We start from the raw sequence: 19,367 nt of genomic DNA, 5'->3' as shown, positions 1-19,367 counted from the left end.
ACATTCACTGCGCACCTCCACGGGACAACTGCTTCAGCCATTCGCCCACGACTTTCTCGACGGCGGGAAAATCGGCCACCAGACGCCGGATCAACGGCCGCGCCGCAGCCCAGTCCCCGGCCCGGGCCAGCGCCTCGGTCTCTTTGCAGAGGGCCGAAAAGCCGGTCAGCCCGATGGCGGCGCTGGCGCTTTTCAGGTTGTGCACGATACGAATGATGCGGTCGACCTCGAATTCCTGGTCAATATTGTTCAAGAAGGCGATCTGCTTGCTGCCCTCGCGCAAATAGGAGCTCAGGACGACGGGAATCACCATGTCCGCCTCCTTGCCGAGACTGGCCCGCAAATCGGGCAGGCTGAGCGCCGGTGCCGGGCCGCTCGCGGCAGGCAATGCCACCTCGAGCGGCGGCGTATCGGGCGCCGCCGGGCTGGCCGCCGGCGGCCGACGCACGGCCGGCAGCCAGCGCAGCAGCGCGCTGCGCACCCGGGCGATGGTCACCGGCTTGCTGACGTAATCGTCCATGCCGGCCTGCAGGCACATCTCGCGATCGCCAGCCAGGGCATTGGCGGTCAGTGCGATGATCAGCTGACGCGACAGGCCGCCCGCCGCCTCACGTTCGCGAATCAGGCGGGTCGCCGTCAGGCCGTCCATCACCGGCATCTGGACATCCATCAGCACCAGATCGAAGGATTCGCGCTCCAGCACGGCCACCGCCTCGGCACCATTGACCACGCCATGCACCGAGCAACCGAGCGTGGCGAGGATCTGTTCGAGGATCAGGCAATTGGTTTCGTTGTCTTCGACCATCAGAACGCGGGCATTGAACTCGACCTCCCCCGTTTCTTCCGGCTCGCTCGGCTCGTCGGCCGTCAAGCCCCAGAGGATGGCCAGCTCCCGCCACAGCACCAGGTCGCCGAACGGCTCGCGCAATTCGCCCCTGGCCCAGGCCGGGCGCGGCGCCAGCTGGCTGCCGGCACCGGCAAAATCGCGGACAAACAGAATCGGGGGCTCGAAGTCGCCTGAGGCATCGGTCAAGGCTTTGACGAAGGGATCGCCCTCGGCGACCAGCAAGGCATCCGGCATGCATTGGCCGATGGCCTGGATGACCTCATCGCGGCCCGACACCCGTTCGGCCTCCAGGCCGGCCCAGCGCAACATGGCCAGCCAACTGTCGCAGCGCGGCCCGGCCGGGGCGACGACCAGCACATAACAGTTGCGCAGCATCGGCATCCAGCTCGGCAGCTTGCGCGACGACTGGGCGATGTCGACCGGCAGATCGATGATGAAGGTGGAACCTTCGCCGACCGTGCTCTGCGCGCTGACCCGCCCGCCCATCAGGCCGACCAGGTCGCGGACAATGGCCAGACCGAGGCCGGTGCCGCCGAAACGGCGGCTCATGCTGTTATCGGCCTGCCTGAAGGGCGAGAATATTTCCTCAAGCGCCTTCGGTTGAATGCCGATGCCGCTGTCGCGGACGGTAAATTGCAGCGCCGGCAACGACTTGTCGGCCAAGCGGCAGCTAATGGCAATGCTGCCGCTTTCGGTAAATTTGATGGCGTTGCTGACCAAATTGGACAACACCTGGCGCAGCCGGTGCACATCGCCGAAGATGTAGGCGGGCACGTCGCCGCCCACCTCGAACCACAGGGTCAGCCCTTTCTTGCGGGCGGCCTGGGCAAAGACGGCGACGACCTGTTCGACGACCTCGCGCACATTGAACGGCAGGCATTCCATTTGCAGGGCACCGGCCTCGATCCGCGAAAAATCGAGAATGTCGTTGAGCAGGTGAAGCAAGGTGTCGGCCGAGGTGCTCAAGGTTGCCAGCTGGCTACGCTGCAGGGCGGTCAGCTGGCCAGCCGCCAGCAGGTCGGCGACGCCGATGATGCCGTTCATCGGGGTCCGGATTTCGTGGCTCATGTTGGCCAGGAACTGGCTCTTGGCGCGATTTGCCCCCTCCGCAGTCTCCTTGGCCAGGCGCAGCTCCTGGGTCCGCGCCTCGACCATTTCTTCGAGATGCAGGCGATGCTTTTCCAACTCGCGGTCGCGGTCGGCCACCTCGCCCAGCATCAGATTGAAGGCATCGGCCAGTTGACCGATCTCGTCATCGGCAAAGCGCGTCGCGCGCTGCGAAAAATCCTTCGATTCGGCCACTTTGTGGGCGGTTGCGGTCAACGCCGCCAAAGCAGCCAAAATGCCCTGCTGCAATTTACGGGCAATCAGCAAGGCGACGACAAAGGCGATCAGGGCAGCGAGCAGGAACAGCGCCGAATCCCGGATAACTTCGCGCCAGACGCTGTCGAGACTGGCCGTCAAGGCCACCGAACCGATCACCGCATCGTGCAGTTGAATCGGAACGATGACCGTGGCGTGGGCAAAATCGGCCACCCGCAGCAGGCGCCAGTGCAAGCGCTCCCCCTCGCGGACCTGGAGCGGCAAATGCGCGCCCGGCCGGTCGTAGCGGAAACTGAAGCCGCTTTCGCTCCCGAGCAGGCGGGCCGCGACGATATCGGGGTGCCTGGCCAGGGCGCTGAACAGCCGCTCGGCCCCGGGCGTGTCCTGGAACTCGACGACTGCCGAAGCGTTGAAGGCAATCACCTCGGCCATCGACTGCAATTCGGTCAGCTTGCCTTCGCGCCGGTGCTCGATCTGACGCCAGGCAAACAGCACAAAAACCAGCAGCAGGCTGACGCCGACCGAAATGGCCAGAATCTGCGCCAGCTTGCGGCGTATCGGCTGGTTTTGTTTCATCGTGATCCTCCGCTAACCTGGCGGGCCAGCCGCAACATCGGCGAGCCGGCCTTGAGCCCGGCGCGATTGACGGCATCGGTGTTGATATCGAATTGCAGGCGCCCCTCGCCCCGGATCAGCGCGATCGCCCCGCCCTCCCGGAGGAAACTTTCGCCATCACTGACAGTCAGGATAGGCAGCTTGTCGGCCCAACGCAGCACGGCGGCAAACCGCGCCTCTTCGCTTTCCGGGACGAACAGCTCCTGGCAGTCGGCCAAATGCTCGGCGCTGCTCACCCGGCGCACGCGCAGTTCGCGACCGGCGACCTGGCGTCCTTCGTAACTGGTCAGATAGGGGGCGATGCTGTCGCGGCCGAACAGGCAGATGGTCAGCGTCGGATGGCTGTCCGGCCACTCGACGTACTTCAGGAAATTGACCAGATAGGCCGCCTTCAACTGCGCCTCCGACGCCGCCTGGCCAATGCCCGGTGTCCCGGCCAGCCCAAGCATGGCGAAGGCGAGCGGGAAACGCAGCAGGAGGAGCAGTTGCCGGAAAGTCATGGGCTCCGGTCAGGATCTCCAGCGCACAGCCGAGCTCGGGCCGGCCTTGTCCAGTACGTCGCCGCTCGCCGGCATCATGATTATCTTTTTCATACCTTTACCCGATCGACGCTGTGCAGCCAGGCCGCTGGAAAACGGAAGACCGCAAAAATCGATATCAAAATTACCACAAATGAATGTTTTTGCCACTTTAAGCATTACGACAAATGACAGAAGTGCGCCGCGCGACGATCACCGTGGGCAGAGCGAAAAGCATTGTGACAGAGGCTTTTCTTGGATCATACCGAGGCTGACGAAATGACAATGTTAAATCTGCCGGCAGATTGCCAGCCGGCCGGGAAATTTCTTGATTTACCTCACCTGAAGCGCCCTGGGCGCGACCTATAATCAGCTGCTTATGAAGACTGCCGCCACGCTCGCCGACCACCTCCGCCTTGCCGCCAGTCAGGCGCCGAAAGCCACGGCGCTGATCGCTGGCGACCAGCACTGGTCTTTCACCCAATGGCTGGCCAGCTGCGCAGCCCTCGCCGCCAGCCAGGCAAATACCGGCCAGGCCTGGTGCGCCAGCGGTAGCAGCCTTCAACTGGCCAGCCTGGCCTGTGCCACGAGCCTGCAAAATCGTCCTTTCTGGCCGGTCGACCGCAGCCCTCGCAATATTCCGTCGCCCACTGCCCTGCCCGCCGCCACCGCGCTGATCATCTCGACCAGCGGCAGCGAAGGCAAGCCGCGCGCCGTGCTGTTGAGCGCCGCCAATCTCGATGCCGCCGCCGCCGCTTCCAACCAGCGCCTGCCGCTCGGCCCCGGCGATCTCTGGCTGAACTGCCTGCCGCTTTACCATATCGGCGGCCAGTCCATCCTCTGGCGCTGCGCCCGGGCCGCGGCCGGCGTCCTGCTCCATGACGGCTTTGCCGCCGAGCGGGTGGCGGCCGATCTGGCACGCTACCCGGTCAGCCATCTGTCGCTGGTCCCGTCCATGCTCGCCTTGTTGCTCGACAGCGATGCCCGGCCGCCGGCCACCTTGCGCCACGTCCTGATCGGCGGTGCCGCGCTGTCGCAAACCCTGTACGCGCGGGCGACGGCTGCCGGCTGGCCGCTGACGCCGAGTTACGGGATGAGCGAGACGGCGGCGCAGATCGCCAGCTGGCAGCCGGCCGACGGCCCCTGGCAGCAGGGGCAAGTCGGGCAGGCGCTGCCCGGCAGCGAAATCGGCATCACCAGCGACGGCCGCATCCGCCTGCGCGGGCCGCAGCTCATGCTCGGCTACCTCAACGGCGGCGGTCCCGACGCCGACGGCTGGCTGACTACCGGCGACCTCGGCCATCTCGATGGCGAGGGCAGGCTGACCGTCATCGGCCGCGCCGACGACATGCTGATCAGCGGCGGCCGCAATGTACATCCGCTCGATGTCGAGGCCTGCCTGGCCGCTTTTCCCGGGGTCAGCGATGTCGCAGTCACCGGTCTCCCCGATCCGCTGTGGGGCGACCGGGTCGTTGCACTGGTGGTTGGCACGGTCTCGGCCGAGGCCTTGCTGGCGCACGCCCGCCTGCACCTGCCGTCGGCCGCGCTGCCGCGAAAAATGATCTTTCTCGACCGTCTACCGCGCAACCCCGCCGGCAAGCTGGAACGGACCACACTGCGCCGGATCGCCGCCGAGGCTGCGGCATGATCGACCGCCTGCGCCAACAACTCGCCGCCGCCGACCTGCCCGACCGGCTCCGGCAACTGGCCGCCGGCGCCCCGGCCGCCGCCCCGGTCAGCCTGGCACTGGACCTCGGCAAACTGAATACCGACTGGCTGCACCTGCTGCCGGCCAAGGCCCCCTTCTGGTATCGCGCCCGGCCGCAGCGCGGCGAATTCCGGCTCGCCATCGGCCATGCCCTACAAGTCAGCAGCAGCGGCGGCAACCGGTTCGCCGCCCTCGACAACGCTTTCAGCGGCCTGTGCAACAATTGGCGCCATGCCGCCGGAGAGCCACCACCGCTCGCTTTCGCCGGCTTCGCCTTCGATGCGGCGAACCAAAATCCGCTGCCCAACGCGCTGCTCGCCGTGCCGGCCATCCTGCTCGAAAACCTTGCCGGCCATTGCCGCGCCGTGCTCACCGTGCCGGCAGGACGGATCGCCCAGGCCATCGACGAATGGCGGCAACTGCTCGCCCAGCCGACCCGTCGCAGCAACGCCCGGCTGCTGCCCGCCGCTCCGCAGGCACTGACCCAACGGGCGTGGACCGCCCGCGTCAACGCGGCGCTGCGCGACATTGCCGGCGGCCGCGTCGACAAGCTGGTACTCAGCCGCAGCCGCCACGTCGAAGCGGCCGGCCCCTTCTCGCCGGCGCTGATCCTCGGCCAACTGGCCGAACAGCAGCCGGACAGCCTGCTCTACGCCCACGGCCAGGGCGAACTGTGTTTTCTCGGAGCGACGCCGGAACGTCTGGTCCGGCTCGATAACGGTTTGGCCGAAGCCGATGCGCTGGCCGGTACCGCCTGGTCCGGTTCCCTGTCGCTGGCCGAACAGAAAAACCAGCACGAACAGTCGCTGGTCGTGCAAGCGGTGGTCGATGCCCTCGCCCCGCTCTGCGCCGCGCCGCCACAGGCCAGCCCGGCCGCCGAACACCCGGCCGGCCACCTGACCCACCTGCGCAGCCGGATCAGCGGCCGGGTCGCCCCCGGCACCACGCTGTTCGATCTGGTCCGCGCCCTGCATCCGACGCCGGCCGTCGGCGGCTACCCGAGCGCCGTCGCCCAGGATTGGCTGGCGGCCCACGGCGAGCAGCGCAGCGGTTGGTACAGCGGCGGTTTCGGGATTTTGACGGCAGCCGGCGACGGCGAGTTTTCGGTCGCCCTGCGCTGCGCCCTGCTGCATGGCCGGCAGGCCGAACTGCAGGCCGGCGCTGGCATCGTCGCCGGCTCCGACCCACAGCAGGAACTGGCCGAAACCGAAGCCAAGCTCGGCACCCTACTCGCCGCCCTCGGCCCAGCCGGCGAACTCGACAGGAACGGCACCAGAGACTGAAAAGTCCGCAGTCATTCCCGCGAAGGCGGGAATCCAGTCCAGTCGCCCTCTGGATCCCCGCCTACGATCAAAGGAAGTCCCCGTGGGACGCGGGGATGCCGGGTCCCCCTTCAGGGAAAGAGGCGTCGCCTTTCTAGCGATTGACGTCGACGACGACGCGACCGCGCACCTTGCCTTCGAGCAGTTCGGCGCCAACGGTCAAGGCCTCGGCCAGACTGATTTCGCGGGTGATCGCATCGAGTTTGGCAATTTCCAGATCGCGACCGAGCCGTTCCCAGGCCTCAAGACGGACGGCCAGCGGCGCCATTACGCTGTCGATGCCGTAGAGCGTCACGCCACGCAGGATGAAGGGGGCGACGGAAGCCGGGAAATCCATGCCTTGAGCCAGGCCGCAGGCGGCGACGGCGCCCCGGTACTTGGTGGTGGCGCAGGCATTGGCCAGGGTATGGCTGCCGACCGCATCGACGACGCCGGCCCAGCGTTCCTTGCCGATCGGCTTGCCGGGTGCGGAGAATTCATTGCGATCGATGATGGCGCTGGCGCCGAGCGCCTTCAGGTGCGCTTCTTCGGCGGCACGGCCGGTCGAGGCGACGACCGTGTAGCCGAGCTTGGCGAGCAGCGCGATGGCGACGCTGCCGACGCCACCGTTGGCACCGGTGACCAGGATTTCACCATCGGTCGGCTTGATGCCGTGCTTTTCCAGGGCCAGCACGCAGAGCATCGCCGTATAGCCGGCAGTGCCGATCGCCATCGCCTGGCGGGTGCTGAAGGCCTTCGGCTGCGGCACCAGCCAGTCGCCCTTGACCCGCGCCACCTGGGCCAGGCCACCCCAATGCGTTTCGCCGACACCCCAGCCGTTGAGGATGACCTTGTCGCCGACCTGCCAGGATGCATGGCTGCTCGCCGTCACCGTGCCGGCGAAGTCGATGCCGGGCACCATCGGGAAGCGGCGGACGACCGGCGATTTGCCGGTGATGGCCAGTCCGTCCTTGTAATTGAGCGTAGACCAGTCGACGCGGACGGTGACATCGCCTTCCGGCAATTGTGCTTCGTCGATCTGTTGCAGGCTGGCGCGGTAGCCGGCCTCGTCCTTGTTGATCAGGATTCCGTTGAACATGGTTTTTCCTTTGGCGAAATTGAACTGCAGACTATAAGGCAGCGGCTTGAAAAATGGCCTTTTTCGACCGTCGACCGCCGGCCTTGGTTCAGCACTATCCCAGAATGCTTCGCTGTCATTTAACTGAAACATTTATGCAACAAAATGATGGGCTTGGGGAATATACTTGAGATAACACATGGACTGCGCGCGATGAACCACACTTACCTGACCCCACGCTTCCCGACCGAAAACTACCTGAACCGCGAACTCGGCCTGCTCGCCTTCAACCGCCGCGTGCTGGCCCAGGCGCAGGACGAACGGGTGCCGTTGCTGGAGCGCCTGCGCTTCCTGTGCATCGTGTCGAGCAACATGGACGAGTTTTTCGAGATCCGGATGGCCGGACTGAAGGAGCAGGTCAAGGCCAATACCCGGATCATCACCACCGACGGCAAGACGGCCCAGGAAGCCTTCCGGCTGGTTTCGGCCGAAGCCCACGCCATCGTCACCGAGCAATACCTGCACTTGAACGAAGTCATCCTGCCGGCACTGTCCGAGCAGGGCATCCGCTTCCTGCGCCGGTCGACGTGGAACGAGGGGCAGCGCGAATGGATCCGCAACTACTTCATCCGCGAAATGGTGCCGGTGCTGACGCCGATCGGGCTCGACCCGTCGCACCCCTTCCCGAAAGTGCTCAACAAGAGCCTGAATTTCGCCGTCGAACTGGAAGGCAAGGATGCCTTCGGGCGCAGCTCCAACGCTGCCATCGTCCAGGCGCCGCGCGTCCTGCCGCGCGTCATCCAGTTGCCGGAAGAACTGGCCGGCTGCGCCTACGGCTTCGTCTTCCTGTCCTCGATCCTGCACGAATTCGTCGGCGAACTGTTCACCGGCATGACCGTGCTCGGCTGCTACCAGTTCCGTGCGACGCGCAATTCCGACCTCTTCGTCGATGAGGAAGAAGTCACCAACCTGCGCACCAAGCTGCAGGGCGAACTGCCGCACCGCCATTTCGGCGACGCCGTGCGCCTCGAAGTGGCCGACAACTGCTCGCCGGCGATGACCGAATTCCTGCTCGCCCAGTTCGGCCTCAAGGCAGCCGATCTCTATCGCGTGCACGGCCCGGTCAACCTGGTCCGCCTGATGCAGGTGCCGGACTGGGTGGACCGCCCGGACATGAAATTCCCACCGTTCACGCCCGGCCTGCCCAAGGCGGTCGGCAAGGGCGCCAACATCTTCGAGAGCATCCGCCGCGCCGACATCCTGCTCCATCACCCCTACCAGTCGTTCGCACCGGTCATCGAACTGCTCAACCAGGCGGCCAGCGATCCCAATGTCGTCGCCATCAAGATGACGGTCTATCGTACCGGGACCGACTCGGTGCTGATGCAGTCGCTGATCCGCGCCGCGCAGAACGGCAAGGAAGTCACCGTCGTCGTCGAACTGATGGCGCGTTTCGACGAGGAAGCCAACATCAGCTGGGCGACCAAGCTGGAAGAGGTCGGCGCCCATGTCGTCTATGGCGTCGTCGGCTACAAGACGCACGCCAAGGCGCTGCTCATCGTCCGCCGCGAGGAAGGCGGCCTCAAGCGCTATGCCCACCTCGGCACCGGCAACTATCACCCGCGCACCGCCCGCCTCTACTCCGACTTTGGCCTGATGACGGCGAACGACGAAGTGACCCGCGACGTCAGCGAAGTCTTCAAGCAACTGACCGGGCTGGGTCAGGCGCGGACCCTGAAGCACCTGTGGCAGGCCCCGTTCACGCTGCAGCCCAACGTCGTTGCCGGCATCCAGGCCGAGGCAGCGGCAGCCCGCGCCGGCGGCAAGGGGCGCATCGTCGCCAAGATGAATTCGCTGGTCGAACCGGAGGTCATCAACGCGCTCTACGAAGCCTCGCAGGCCGGCGTCGACATCGAACTCCTCGTGCGCGGCGTCTGCATGCTGCGCCCGGGCGTCCCCGGCCTGTCCGACAAGATCCGCGTCCGCTCGATCATCGGCCGCTTCCTCGAACACCACCGCATCTTCTACTTCTACGCCGGCGGCAAGGAAAACGTCTATCTGTCCAGCGCCGACTGGATGGAGCGCAATTTCTTCAAGCGTATCGAACTGGCCTTCCCGATCCTTGACCCGAAACTGAAGAAGCGCGTCATCACCGAAGGCCTCAAGTTCTACCTGGCCGATAACCAGCAAGGCTGGGACATGAACAGCCAGGGCGTCTACCAGCGCCGTCGCTCAAGCCGCGCCAAGCCGCACAATGCGCAGGGCGAACTGATGCTGACGCTGGGCGGCGGCTAAACCGGCCAGGCCTGCGGTCGACGGCTGAAAATGGGCAAAAATGCGGCGGCAACGCCGCATTTTCTTTGGCTGGCAGCGTAGCCGTTCAGCCGCCCCGGGCCAGCCACTTGAGCAAGGTGGCGAACAAGGCGGCCGGATCGACCGGCTTGCCGATGTGGTCATTCATGCCCGCCGCCAGGCAACGCTGGCGATCCTCGTCGAAGGCATTGGCGGTCAGCGCCAGGATTGGAATCTGCCCCCGCCCGGGCAAGGCCCTAATCGCCCGCGTCGCATCGATGCCGTTCATTTTCGGCATCTGCATGTCCATCAGGATCAGGTCGTAATCGTGCTCGGCAACCAGGGCCACCGCCTGCTCGCCATCCTCCGCCAGATCGACCTGCAGGCCGACCGCCTGCAGCAATTCCCGCGACACTTCCTGATTGATCGGCTCGTCCTCGACCAGCAGAATGCGTCGGCCGGCATAGGCGGCCTGCAATTGCGCATCGGCACCATGGGCCGGGGCCGGGGCCGGCGTCGCCACCACCGGCAGTGGCTGGCTGCGCACCAGGCGGGCGGTAAACCAGAAACGGCTGCCCACCCCGGGCTGGCTGTCGACGCCGATGCTGCCGCCCATCATCGCGGCCATCCGCTTACTGATCGCCAGGCCAAGACCAGTGCCGCCATAACGCCGGGTCAGCGAACCATCGGCCTGTTCGAAGGCGGCAAACAGGCGCTGCTGGTCGTCGCGAGCAATACCGATGCCGGTATCCTGAACCTCGAAATGCACCAACACGTCATTCGCCGATTGTTCGGCCAGCGTGATGCGGATCGTGATGCCGCCCTGCTCGGTGAATTTAAGCGCATTGCCGGTCAGGTTGAGCAGGATCTGGCCGATCCGTAGCGGGTCGCCCTGCAGTGCCAGGCCGGCCAGTTCCGGTGCTATCTCGGTGCGCAGGGCCAGGCCTTTGTCGTGGGCCTTCTGATTGATCATGCTGCCCAGATTTTCCAGCACACTGCCCAGCTTGAAGGGAATGATTTCCAGCTGGAGCCGCCCGGCCTCGATTTTTGAAATATCGAGGATGTCGTTGATCACCGCCAGCAAATGTTGCGACGCCAGCGCCACCTTGCTCAACTGGGCTTCTTGCTTGGGGTCGGTCGCCCGCCGCAGGGCGAGTTCGGTCATCCCCATGATGGCGTTCATCGGCGTCCGCAGTTCATGGCTCATGTTGGCCAGGAAAGTGCTCTTTGCCCGGTTCGCCGCCTCGGCCGCCTCCTTGGCGATCATCAGCGCCGCCGTGCGCTCTTCGACCATTTTTTCCAGATGATGGCGATGCTGTTCGAGCTCCGCCTCGTTCTGCTTGCGCTCGCTGATGTCGCGCGTGATGCCGAGGATCTGCCGCGGCTGGCCGGCAGCATCGAGCAGGATGGTGGTCACCACCTCGGTCGAAATGATGTGCCCATCCTTGCACGGCTGATCGATTTCGGTCAGCGCGAAGCGGCTGCCCTGGTCGCCACCGACCAGACCGGCCAGGCTGGCCGCCAGGGCATCTTGAACCCGCTCAGCCGACTCTGGCGTCATCGCTTCGGCCAGCGGCTGGGCCATGATTTCCTCGGCGGTCCACCCGCGCAGGCGATAGACGGACGGGCTGATGTAGGTGAATTGCAGGCTCGGCAGATCCATCAGCCAGATGACGTCATTGCTGTTCTCGGTAATCAACCGGTAAAGCTCCTGGCTACGCTGCAGCGCAGCTTCCGTTCTGGCGCGTTCGACGGCAATCCGGGCCAGGCTGGCATAGTCCTCGATCAGCGAAATCTCGTTGGCCGTAGGCTGGCTCGGCTGGCGCTGATAAATGGCAAAGGTGCCGAGCACCCGCCCGTCGCGGTCCTTGAAGGGCTGCGACCAGCAGGAGCACACGTCGGCCAGACGGGCCAGTTCCCGATAATCCTGCCAATACGGATGCTCGTAAATATTCTCGACGATGACCCGTTCGCCAAGATAAGCGGCCGTCCCGCAGGAACCGACCGCGTGACCGATCGCTGCCCCATCGATCGCCTGGTTATAGGCCTCGGGCAGGCTGGGTGCCGCACCATGACGCAGGTGCACGCCATCCTCGTCGAGCAGCAGGATGGAACAGAGCATGCCCGGGTGCAGTTCCTCGACCTGCCGGGCCAGATGATCCAGCAGCTCGGCCAAGGGCAGGCCCTGGCTGATAGCCTGGAGAATCCGGTTATGCAGCAAGATCTCGTGGCTGCGCTGGGCCAGTTCGCCTTCAGCCACCCGGCGGGCAGCATCGGCATCGCTCAGCCTTTGCCGCGTTTCGGCCAGCCAGCCGATCACGCTGTCCTTGCGGCTGGCCGGCAGGCTGGTCACCGAAAAATCGCCCTGCCCCAAGCGGACGATTTGCGCATGCACTTCATCGACCGATCCGCCAAGCATCTGGCGCGATGCCGCGTAGGTGCGCCAGAGTACGAAAAGCACGGCGCCACCGAGCAGGATGAAGATGATCCGCAGCGCGGTGGCCCGCGCCTCTGCCGCCCGAACGGCGGCCTCGGTACGCCGGCTGACCAGTTGGTTGAACTCGTACAGCGGCAGCATGATGCCGGCCTTGGCCTGATGGTAAGGCGCATCATGCAGCATTTGGCGGGCCTGCTCGCGGCTCGACTCGGCATCGGCCGCCGTCGATTCAGCCATCGTCATGGCAGTGAATTCGGTACTGGTCAGGCGGTCGGAATTTCGCTTCGACTCGGCCAGTTTGAGAAATTCGGCCTCGGCAAAACCGGCCTGGCGCATCAGTTCAAGCAGCGGAACGTACTGCCCGCTGGCCGGGCGCGGCGGCGCCTGGCCGGGAAAAACCAGATCCCAGTAGATATCCTGGTATTGCTCCGGCCGCGCTTGCCGACCGTCACGGATATCGAGGATGCTCTGGTAATGCTTCTTGTAGGCCGGATCGCCGGTCAGCACGTAGGTCCGCGCCATCCGCGTCAGATCGTCGGACGACTGCCGCATTTCATGCGCCAGACGCAGCGAAAGATGGCGCTGCTCATTGGCGCGGTCGATGTCCTTTTCGGCCCGGATATAAATGGCGAAGACGACAACCAGCAGCAGCAACAGGAAGGCAGTCAGCGCCAGTCTTTTGGATGAAGATGGAATCTTGCTGTCGATGGTCACAATGATTCATTGGGCGCATGGCGCGCCTGGCATGGAAAAGGGAACGTTGACGAACTGTCCGGCTCGTTACCGATTATCTGCCTGCTTTTGATTCGGTTCCAGTATCGCTAGAAATAGAAACCCGGCCCAGGCCACATTTAACGGCAGCGACGCAGCCATGCGGTAAGATATTTGGCCTCGGCAATTACAGACAGCAGCAGCCGCATGTTTCGACCGCAGTACACCCCGCTTCTTCCCGCCCTGGCCCTGAGCATCGCACTGAGCGCCTGCAGTTCCTCGCCGACCCCGGCCTACTGGGCCGAATCCTTCGAAGCGGAAACGCCCTACCAGTTCCACAGCGAATTACCCCCCCTGCTGCTCTGCGAGAACGGCAAGCGCGCCCTGCTCAGCCAGGGTTACGAAGTGGATGCCTCGTCGCCGCTCAATATTCGCGGCTCGAAGTTCTTCCAGCCGCAGGCCGAGCAGCAGGTCCAGCTCCGCATCACACTGGTCTGCGTACCGACCGGCAAGGATTCGACGGTTTATGCCAACGCCCTGCAGACGCGCTACGAGCTGAAATCAAGCGGCAGCAGTACCGGCCTCAGCGTCACCGGCATCGGCTCGATCTCGGTGCCGTGGCCGACCGACAAAGGCTCGCTGGTCAAGGTCGGTGAGGAAACGGTGGCCGATTCCGGCTTTTACCACCGCCTGTTCGTGCTGATCGACACCTTGCAGCACTGAGCCCAACAGGACGCTCAGTCGCGTTTCGGCGCCGTGCCGTCCGGCGTCAGGAAAAGCGCCAGGCCCAGCCCGATCAGGGCCAGCGGCCACCATTTGCGGAGCAGCGCGACGAGGTCGAATTCCAGCCAGTCGAGGTTCACGGCCAGCGCCAGGGCGCCGATGACGACCAGGGCGACGGAGACAAAGTTACCTTTCACGGTTTTTCCTCATTTTCGACAGTCGACCGCCGGAAGTCTCCCGGCCACAAACAATCAGGCGCGGCGGACGCCGACGACGCCTTCGACATCATGGATCAGCGTCATGGTCCGCGTCACCTGCTGCAGATTGGTAATCTCGACCGTGAAGCTCATGTGCGCCTTGCCTTGCTTGGACTGCGTATTGACGCCGACGACGTTGAGTTTTTCGCGGGTGAAAATTTCCGAAATATCGCGCAGCAACCCCTGACGGTCATGGGCATCGACCACGATATCGGTCGCGAAAACGCCGGTCGTCTGCACGCCCCAGTCGGTTTCGATCACCCGTTCCGGGTGCAGCGCAGCGAGGTTGGCAAAATTGGGGCAATCCATCCGATGGATCGAAATCCCCTTGCCACGCGTGATGAAGCCCTGAATCTCGTCGGGCGGCGCCGGTTTGCAGCAACGCGCCAGCTGGGTCAGCAGCTTGTCGACACCGACGATCAGGATGCCCTGGTTGCCTTCGACCGGTTTGCTCGGCTTGGTCTGCACGGCATCCGGCAACTGCGTTTCGGCCAGCAGGTCGCCGCCACGGGCGACCGCCTGGAACTGGCGCTGGTTCATTTCGCCGCGGGCGGCGGCGATATAAAGGTCGTCGGCCCGCGAGAAACCAAGCTTGTGGGCCAGCTCGTCGATATTGGCCCCGGTCTGCCCGGCCCGCTGCAACTCCTTACCGACGATGCCGCGCCCTTCGGACAAGGTTTCTTCCAGCGCCAGGTTGGAGAACCAGCCGCGTACCTTGACCCGGGCACTCTTGGTATGGATGTAGCCGAGCGCCGGATTCAGCCAGTCGCGCGACGGACCGCCGAGCTTGGCGGTGACGATCTCGACCTGCTGCCCGGTTTCCAGCGGCGTGTTGAGCGGCACCAGATGGCCATTGACCTTGGCACCACGGCAGCGATGGCCGAGATCGGTATGGACGCGATAGGCAAAATCGACCGGCGTCGAGCCCTGCGGCAGGTCGACCACTTTGCCTTGCGGCGTGATGACGTAGAGCGTTTCGTCGAGCGCCGCCTGCTTGTAATGGTTGATCCAGTCGGAACTGTCGGCGACTTCGTCCTTCCAGGTCAGCAGCTGGCGCAGCCAGGCGATCTTCTCGTCGTAGTCGTCCTCGTGCGAGCGCTTGCTGCCCTCCTTGTAGCGCCAGTGGGCGGCAACGCCGAGTTCGGCATGGCGGTGCATTTCCCAGGTGCGGATCTGGATTTCCAGGCTGCGCCCGTCCGGGCAGCGCACTGCCGTGTGCAACGAGCGGTAATAGTTGCCCTTGGGATTCGAGATGTAGTCGTCGAATTCCTTGGAAATCGGCGACCACAGGTTATGCACGATGCCAAGCGCGGTGTAGCAGTCCTTCAGGTCGTCGACGATGATGCGCAGGGCGCGGATGTCGTACACCTCGGAGAACTCGACGCCCTTCTTGCGCATCTTGTTCCAGATGCTGTAGATATGCTTCGGCCGGCCATAGATTTCGGCCTTCTTGACGCCCGCCGCTTCCAGTTCCTCGCGCACATTCCTGACCGCGTCGGTGATGAACTGCTCGCGCTCGCTGCGCTTCTCGTCGAGCATCTTGGCGATTTTTTTATAGACGTCCGGGTGCAGGAAGCGGAAGGACAGATCCTCCAGCTCCCATTTCAATTCCCAGACACCCAGCCGGTTGGCCAGCGGCGAATAGAGTTCCAGCGTCTCGCGGGCGACCTGGACGCGCAGTTCGTCCGGCTGCGCCGCGTAGAAGCGCAGGGTCTGCGTCCGGCTGGCTAGGCGCAGCAGCACGACGCGGATGTCTTCGACCATGGCCAGCAGCATCTTGCGCAGCACTTCGATCTGCGCCTTCATTTCGGCCGGGTTGGCCTCGCCGGCTTCGACATTGGCGGCCAAGAAACCCTTGGTGATCGGCCGCAGCTTGTTGAGGCGCGAAATGCCGTTGACCAGATGCGCCGCCGGCTTGCCGAAGCGTTCCTCGATGCGGGCGATGCCATGTTCGTCATGCGACGGAATGGCAAAAAGGACGGCGGCGACGCGCGATTCGGCATCGAGCTTGAGGCCGGCGATGATCACCGCCATGCCCAGCGCGTGCGACCAGATGCGCTCGCCGCTGCCCAGGGTCTTCTCCCCGTAACATTCCCAAGCGTACTCGACGGCCCGCTTCAGGTTGTCCGCCTCGGCAGGCGTCAAGCCCTCGGCAAGGGTGGCGAGAAACTGATCGAAATCGCTCTGGGCGGCGACGGAGTGGACGACGGATACCATGGGGGTAATTATAAAGCGGTTCGCCAGGCAACGCCTTCCGGGTAAACCGCAACAAGCACCGCTCATGGCTTCAGGCATAATCCGCCGACCATGCCGAAACTGCTGACCAATCCCTACCTGCTCCTGACCCTGACCGCCCTCTTCTGGTCGGGCAACATGGTGCTCGGCCGAGGCATACGGGCCGACGTGCCGCCGCTGGCCCTGGCTTTCTGGCGCTGGGCGATCGCGCTGATGCTGGTCCTGCCGCTCGCCCTGCCCCACCTGAAAAGCCAGTGGCCGCTGCTGAAAAAAGGCTGGCCGCCGGTGCTGATCCTCGGCCTAATCGGCGTTGGCAGCTACAACACCTTCGCCTACATCGCGCTGCAATACACCACGGCGACCAATGCGGTGCTGCTCAATTCCTTCATCCCCGTGGTCACCATCGCCATCTCCTGGGCCTTCCTCGGCAAGCAACTGACGCGGCCGCAGGCGATCGGCGTGCTGATCTCGATGCTCGGCGCCCTGAGCATCGTCGCCCGCGGCGACCTGCAGGTGTTGGCCCATCTCAACCTCAACCTGGGCGACGCCTGGATGCTCGCCGCCGTACTGGTCTGGGCGCTGTACACGGTCGGCCTCGCCTGGCGCCCGGCCGGCGTGCACCCGATGCTGATGCTGGCGGCGATGACCACGGTCGGCGTGCTGGCGCTGCTGCCGGCCTATCTCTGGGAAATGGCGCAGGGCCGGCAGATCAATGTGCATCTCGGGTCGCTCGCCTCGCTGGCCTATGTCGGTATCTTCCCCAGCTTCCTCGGCTATATCTTCTACAACCGTGGCGTTGCCGAAGTCGGCGCCAACAAAGGCAGCCTGTTCATCCACCTGATGCCGGTTTTCGGCACCATCCTGTCGGTCATCTTCCTCGGTGAAATCCCCTACTGGTACCACTACCTCGGTATCGGCCTGATCTTTACCGGGATCTGGCTGACCATGAAGAAGTGATGGGCCTTCTCGACTGGTTCAGGAGCAAGCGTCCGCCGGAAATCGACCCGGCCCTATGGGCGAAGACGCTGACTGGACTGCCTTTTCTGGCCAGTCTGGCGGTCGACGAGCAAAAAAGGCTGAAAACGCTGGCCGAAGGATTTCTCGCCGAAAAGGAATTCAGTGCCGCTGGCGGCCTGCCGCTGAGCGATGAAATCTGCGTCGCGATCGCCGCCCAGGCCTGCCTGCCCATCCTGAATCTCGGCCTCGCCGCCTACCGCGACTGGGTCGGCATCATCGTCTATCCCGACGAGTTCGTCGTCGCCCGCCGTATCGAAGATGAAAACGGCGTCATTCACGAATTCGACGACGTGCTTTCCGGCGAAGCCTGGGAAGGCGGCCCGCTGATCGTTTCCTGGCGCGACGTGCAGCAGGCCGGCGACGGCTACAACGTCGTCATCCACGAGTTCGCCCACAAGCTCGACATGCTCAATGGCGAGGCCGACGGCATGCCGGCCCTGCATTCCGGCATCGACGAAGAAGAATGGCAGGACACTTTCCTCGCCGCCTACGACGACTTCTGCCGGCGCATCGACGACGGCGAGGAAACCGTCATCGACCCTTATGGCAGCGACGATCCGGCCGAGTTTTTCGCCGTGCTGTCGGAGAGCTTTTTCGAGATGCCCGAAGTCGTCGCGGGGGACTACCCGGCCGTTTACGAACTGTTCAAGCGCTATTACCGGCAGGACCCGCTGACCCGGTCGACGAAAGCGGCCAACGCCGCCAACACCGCCGCCTCCTGATCCTTGTGCGGCGAGTGGCCGCACTGCGCCAGCTTGAGCAGTTCAGTTCCTGGCACCTGCTCGGCGATCGCCTCGATCTGGCGCATCGTCGCATATTCGTCGTCCTCGCCCTGCACCGCGAGCACCGGGCAACGGATCTTCGGTAGATAGTCTTCAATGTTCCAGTCGCGGAAGGCCGGCGACAGCCAGGTATCGTTCCAGTCGCTGAACACCCGCTGGACATCGGCGTGATAGCGGCCCAGCTTGTGCGGCATGTCGGTCGTCGCCCAGACGTCGCGGGCGGCACGGATACCGGCCAAGGTTTCTTCCTCGACGAATTCGTGCGGCGCCATCACCGCTACGCCGCGCGGCACTTCTGGAAAGGCGCCGGCGAAGATCAGCGCGATGCTGCCGCCGTCGCTGTGGCCGATCAGGATCGGCCGTTCGATGTGCAAGGCGTCGAGCAGCGCCAGCAGCGCCTCTTCCGCCTCGCGGTGCATGTAGCGCGGCGTGCGTGCCTCCGGCCACGGCGACGAGCCGCCGTAACCGGCCCGCGACCAGACGATCAGCCGGCAACCGGTGGCGGCCGCCAGTTTTTCAGGGAAATGCCGCCACATGCTGACGCAGCCCAAGCCTTCGTGCAGCAGCAACAGTGTCGGCCGGCCTTCTGCAGCCGCCGGGTAATCGCGGTATTCAAGCCGCAATCCATTAACGATGATGTGTTTCATGCGCTCAACAGGAAATCGCGAGCAATCGAAATCTGCTCGTCATTCATGAACATCGGCGCGTGGCCGACCCCTGAAATTTCGGCCAATTTGGCCCGTGGACCGCGGGAACCCATCGCCTCCCAGGTCGCCCGGCTCAGCAGATCGGACTCGGCGCCGCGCAGGACCAGCGTCGGGCACTTGATCTGCTCGTAGAGCGGCCACAGATCGACATCCTGATCGGCGAAAGCCGCCTTGAACGGCGCCGCGATCAGCGGGTCGTAGCGAAAGCCCCAGCGCCCGTCGCTGCGCTGGGTAATGCTGTGCTCGGTCAGGTGGCGCCATTGCCCCTCGTCCAGATTGCCGAACGGCGCGCTGATCAGCTTGATGTAGGCCAGCGCCTCGTCGAAGCTAGCCCAGGTCGGATCAGCCCCGACATAGGTGGCGATGCGCTGCAGGGCGTCGACGGTAATCAGCGGCCCGACGTCGTTGAGCAGCAACTTTTGAATCGGCGTGCCCTCCAGGCTGGCCAGCGCCATGCCGATCAGCCCGCCCATCGAGGTGCCGACCCAATGCACGCTATCGACGCCGAGCCGGGCGATCAACGTCACCATGTCGCCAACGTATTGCGGAATGCCGTAGCCCGCCGGGTTGCGCAGCCGGCTGCTCTGGCCGCGACCGACGACGTCCGGACAGATCACCCGGTAATGGCTCGCCATCGCCCGGGCCAGCGCATCGAAATCGCGGGCGTTGCGGGTCAGGCCATGCACGCAGACTAGTACGCGCGGATTGTCGCGGGCACCCCACTCGGTGTAGGCCATCCGGTGCAGGCCGGACGGGCTGGCGCATTGCACAGTATTTTGCGTAAATTCCATGTTCATCTCCTCCGCCGCCAATGTA

14 protein-coding genes are annotated in these 19,367 nt (G+C 64.5%); 6 read left to right on the top strand and 8 right to left on the bottom strand.

Features of this window, described 5'->3' with window-relative positions; genetic code table 11:
• Positions 1-4: 4 nt before the first annotated feature.
• A complete protein-coding gene (locus GH663_RS04620; protein WP_153130512.1) occupies positions 5-2,746 on the bottom strand; it encodes an ATP-binding protein in 2,742 nt (913 codons plus the stop codon).
• Positions 2,743-3,285: a YfiR family protein gene (locus GH663_RS04615; protein ID WP_153130511.1), complete on the bottom strand. Its 543-nt coding sequence runs from the start codon at positions 3,283-3,285 to the stop codon at positions 2,743-2,745. Before GH663_RS04615 ends, GH663_RS04620 begins: the two co-directional genes overlap by 4 nt.
• Before the next feature lie 397 nt (positions 3,286-3,682).
• Between GH663_RS04615 and GH663_RS04610 the strand changes: the two genes are divergently transcribed.
• Together GH663_RS04610 and GH663_RS04605 are read left to right on the top strand one after the other, a co-directional pair.
• A complete protein-coding gene (locus GH663_RS04610; protein WP_153130510.1) occupies positions 3,683-4,951 on the top strand; it encodes a class I adenylate-forming enzyme family protein in 1,269 nt (422 codons plus the stop codon).
• Entirely contained in the window at positions 4,948-6,294 is a 1,347-nt protein-coding gene (locus GH663_RS04605; RefSeq protein ID WP_153130509.1) for an isochorismate synthase, read from the top strand. The genes GH663_RS04610 and GH663_RS04605 overlap by 4 nt, the downstream gene beginning before the upstream one ends.
• Positions 6,295-6,427: 133 nt before the next feature.
• Here the strand turns inward: GH663_RS04605 and acuI are convergent, their stop codons facing one another.
• Entirely contained in the window at positions 6,428-7,411 is a 984-nt protein-coding gene (gene acuI / locus GH663_RS04600; protein ID WP_153130508.1) for an acrylyl-CoA reductase (NADPH), read from the bottom strand.
• 192 nt (positions 7,412-7,603) lie between these two features.
• Between acuI and ppk1 the strand changes: the two genes are divergently transcribed.
• Entirely contained in the window at positions 7,604-9,685 is a 2,082-nt protein-coding gene (gene ppk1 / locus GH663_RS04595) for a polyphosphate kinase 1 (protein WP_153130507.1), read from the top strand.
• An 85-nt stretch (positions 9,686-9,770) separates the two neighbouring features.
• Here ppk1 and GH663_RS04590 read toward each other — a convergent pair whose 3' ends face one another.
• Positions 9,771-12,833 carry a response regulator gene (locus tag GH663_RS04590; RefSeq protein ID WP_153130506.1) on the bottom strand — a complete coding sequence of 1,021 codons (3,063 nt, stop codon included), beginning with the start codon at positions 12,831-12,833 and terminating at the stop codon, positions 9,771-9,773.
• 204 nt (positions 12,834-13,037) lie between these two features.
• Between GH663_RS04590 and GH663_RS04585 the strand changes: the two genes are divergently transcribed.
• A complete protein-coding gene (locus GH663_RS04585) occupies positions 13,038-13,553 on the top strand; it encodes a DUF2242 domain-containing protein (protein WP_153130505.1) in 516 nt (171 codons plus the stop codon).
• Between the two features lie 14 nt (positions 13,554-13,567).
• Here the strand turns inward: GH663_RS04585 and GH663_RS04580 are convergent, their stop codons facing one another.
• Both GH663_RS04580 and GH663_RS04575 read right to left on the bottom strand, forming a co-directional pair.
• Positions 13,568-13,750 (bottom strand): LiaI-LiaF-like domain-containing protein, encoded by a 183-nt coding sequence (locus tag GH663_RS04580; protein WP_153130504.1) that lies wholly within the window; start codon positions 13,748-13,750, stop codon positions 13,568-13,570.
• 54 nt (positions 13,751-13,804) lie between these two features.
• On the bottom strand, positions 13,805-16,027 hold the full coding sequence (locus GH663_RS04575) for a RelA/SpoT family protein (RefSeq protein ID WP_153130503.1): 2,223 nt from the start codon (positions 16,025-16,027) through the stop codon (positions 13,805-13,807).
• 90 nt (positions 16,028-16,117) lie between these two features.
• On the opposite strand from GH663_RS04575, the gene GH663_RS04570 reads away from it, so the two are divergent.
• Together GH663_RS04570 and GH663_RS04565 are read left to right on the top strand one after the other, a co-directional pair.
• Positions 16,118-17,002, top strand: a complete 885-nt coding sequence (locus tag GH663_RS04570) for a DMT family transporter (RefSeq protein WP_153130502.1) — start codon at positions 16,118-16,120, stop codon at positions 17,000-17,002.
• On the top strand, positions 17,002-17,784 hold the full coding sequence (locus GH663_RS04565; RefSeq protein WP_170291334.1) for a M90 family metallopeptidase: 783 nt from the start codon (positions 17,002-17,004) through the stop codon (positions 17,782-17,784). Before GH663_RS04570 ends, GH663_RS04565 begins: the two co-directional genes overlap by 1 nt.
• Here the strand turns inward: GH663_RS04565 and GH663_RS04560 are convergent.
• Together GH663_RS04560 and GH663_RS04555 are read right to left on the bottom strand one after the other, a co-directional pair.
• The gene (locus GH663_RS04560; RefSeq protein WP_153130500.1) at positions 17,718-18,491 is read right to left on the bottom strand and encodes an alpha/beta fold hydrolase; all 774 of its coding nucleotides are present in this window, start codon (positions 18,489-18,491) and stop codon (positions 17,718-17,720) included. The two genes, GH663_RS04565 and GH663_RS04560, sit on opposite strands and share 67 nt — an antisense overlap.
• A complete protein-coding gene (locus GH663_RS04555; RefSeq protein ID WP_153130499.1) occupies positions 18,488-19,342 on the bottom strand; it encodes an alpha/beta fold hydrolase in 855 nt (284 codons plus the stop codon). The genes GH663_RS04560 and GH663_RS04555 overlap by 4 nt, the downstream gene beginning before the upstream one ends.
• Positions 19,343-19,367 lie beyond the last annotated feature (25 nt).

This window comes from Dechloromonas hortensis, assembly GCF_009469765.1.
GTDB classification, from domain to species: Bacteria; Pseudomonadota; Gammaproteobacteria; order Burkholderiales; family Rhodocyclaceae; genus Azonexus; species Azonexus hortensis.
Note: the sequence above shows the minus strand (reverse complement) of the source record. Positions and strands in the feature narration are given on the sequence as shown.

Excerpts from the sequence above, each read along its gene's own strand:
- GH663_RS04620 (WP_153130512.1), bottom strand. The coding sequence starts at position 2,746 with ATGAAACAAAACCAGCCGATACGCCGCAAGCTGGCGCAGATTCTGGCC.
- GH663_RS04615 (WP_153130511.1), bottom strand. The coding sequence starts at position 3,285 with ATGACTTTCCGGCAACTGCTCCTCCTGCTGCGTTTCCCGCTCGCCTTC.
- GH663_RS04610 (WP_153130510.1), top strand. The coding sequence starts at position 3,683 with ATGAAGACTGCCGCCACGCTCGCCGACCACCTCCGCCTTGCCGCCAGT.
- GH663_RS04605 (WP_153130509.1), top strand. The coding sequence starts at position 4,948 with ATGATCGACCGCCTGCGCCAACAACTCGCCGCCGCCGACCTGCCCGAC.
- acuI (WP_153130508.1), bottom strand. The coding sequence starts at position 7,411 with ATGTTCAACGGAATCCTGATCAACAAGGACGAGGCCGGCTACCGCGCC.
- ppk1 (WP_153130507.1), top strand. The coding sequence starts at position 7,604 with ATGAACCACACTTACCTGACCCCACGCTTCCCGACCGAAAACTACCTG.
- GH663_RS04585 (WP_153130505.1), top strand. The coding sequence starts at position 13,038 with ATGTTTCGACCGCAGTACACCCCGCTTCTTCCCGCCCTGGCCCTGAGC.
- GH663_RS04575 (WP_153130503.1), bottom strand. The coding sequence starts at position 16,027 with ATGGTATCCGTCGTCCACTCCGTCGCCGCCCAGAGCGATTTCGATCAG.
- GH663_RS04570 (WP_153130502.1), top strand. The coding sequence starts at position 16,118 with ATGCCGAAACTGCTGACCAATCCCTACCTGCTCCTGACCCTGACCGCC.
- GH663_RS04565 (WP_170291334.1), top strand. The coding sequence starts at position 17,002 with ATGGGCCTTCTCGACTGGTTCAGGAGCAAGCGTCCGCCGGAAATCGAC.
- GH663_RS04560 (WP_153130500.1), bottom strand. The coding sequence starts at position 18,491 with ATGAAACACATCATCGTTAATGGATTGCGGCTTGAATACCGCGATTAC.
- GH663_RS04555 (WP_153130499.1), bottom strand. The coding sequence starts at position 19,342 with ATGGAATTTACGCAAAATACTGTGCAATGCGCCAGCCCGTCCGGCCTG.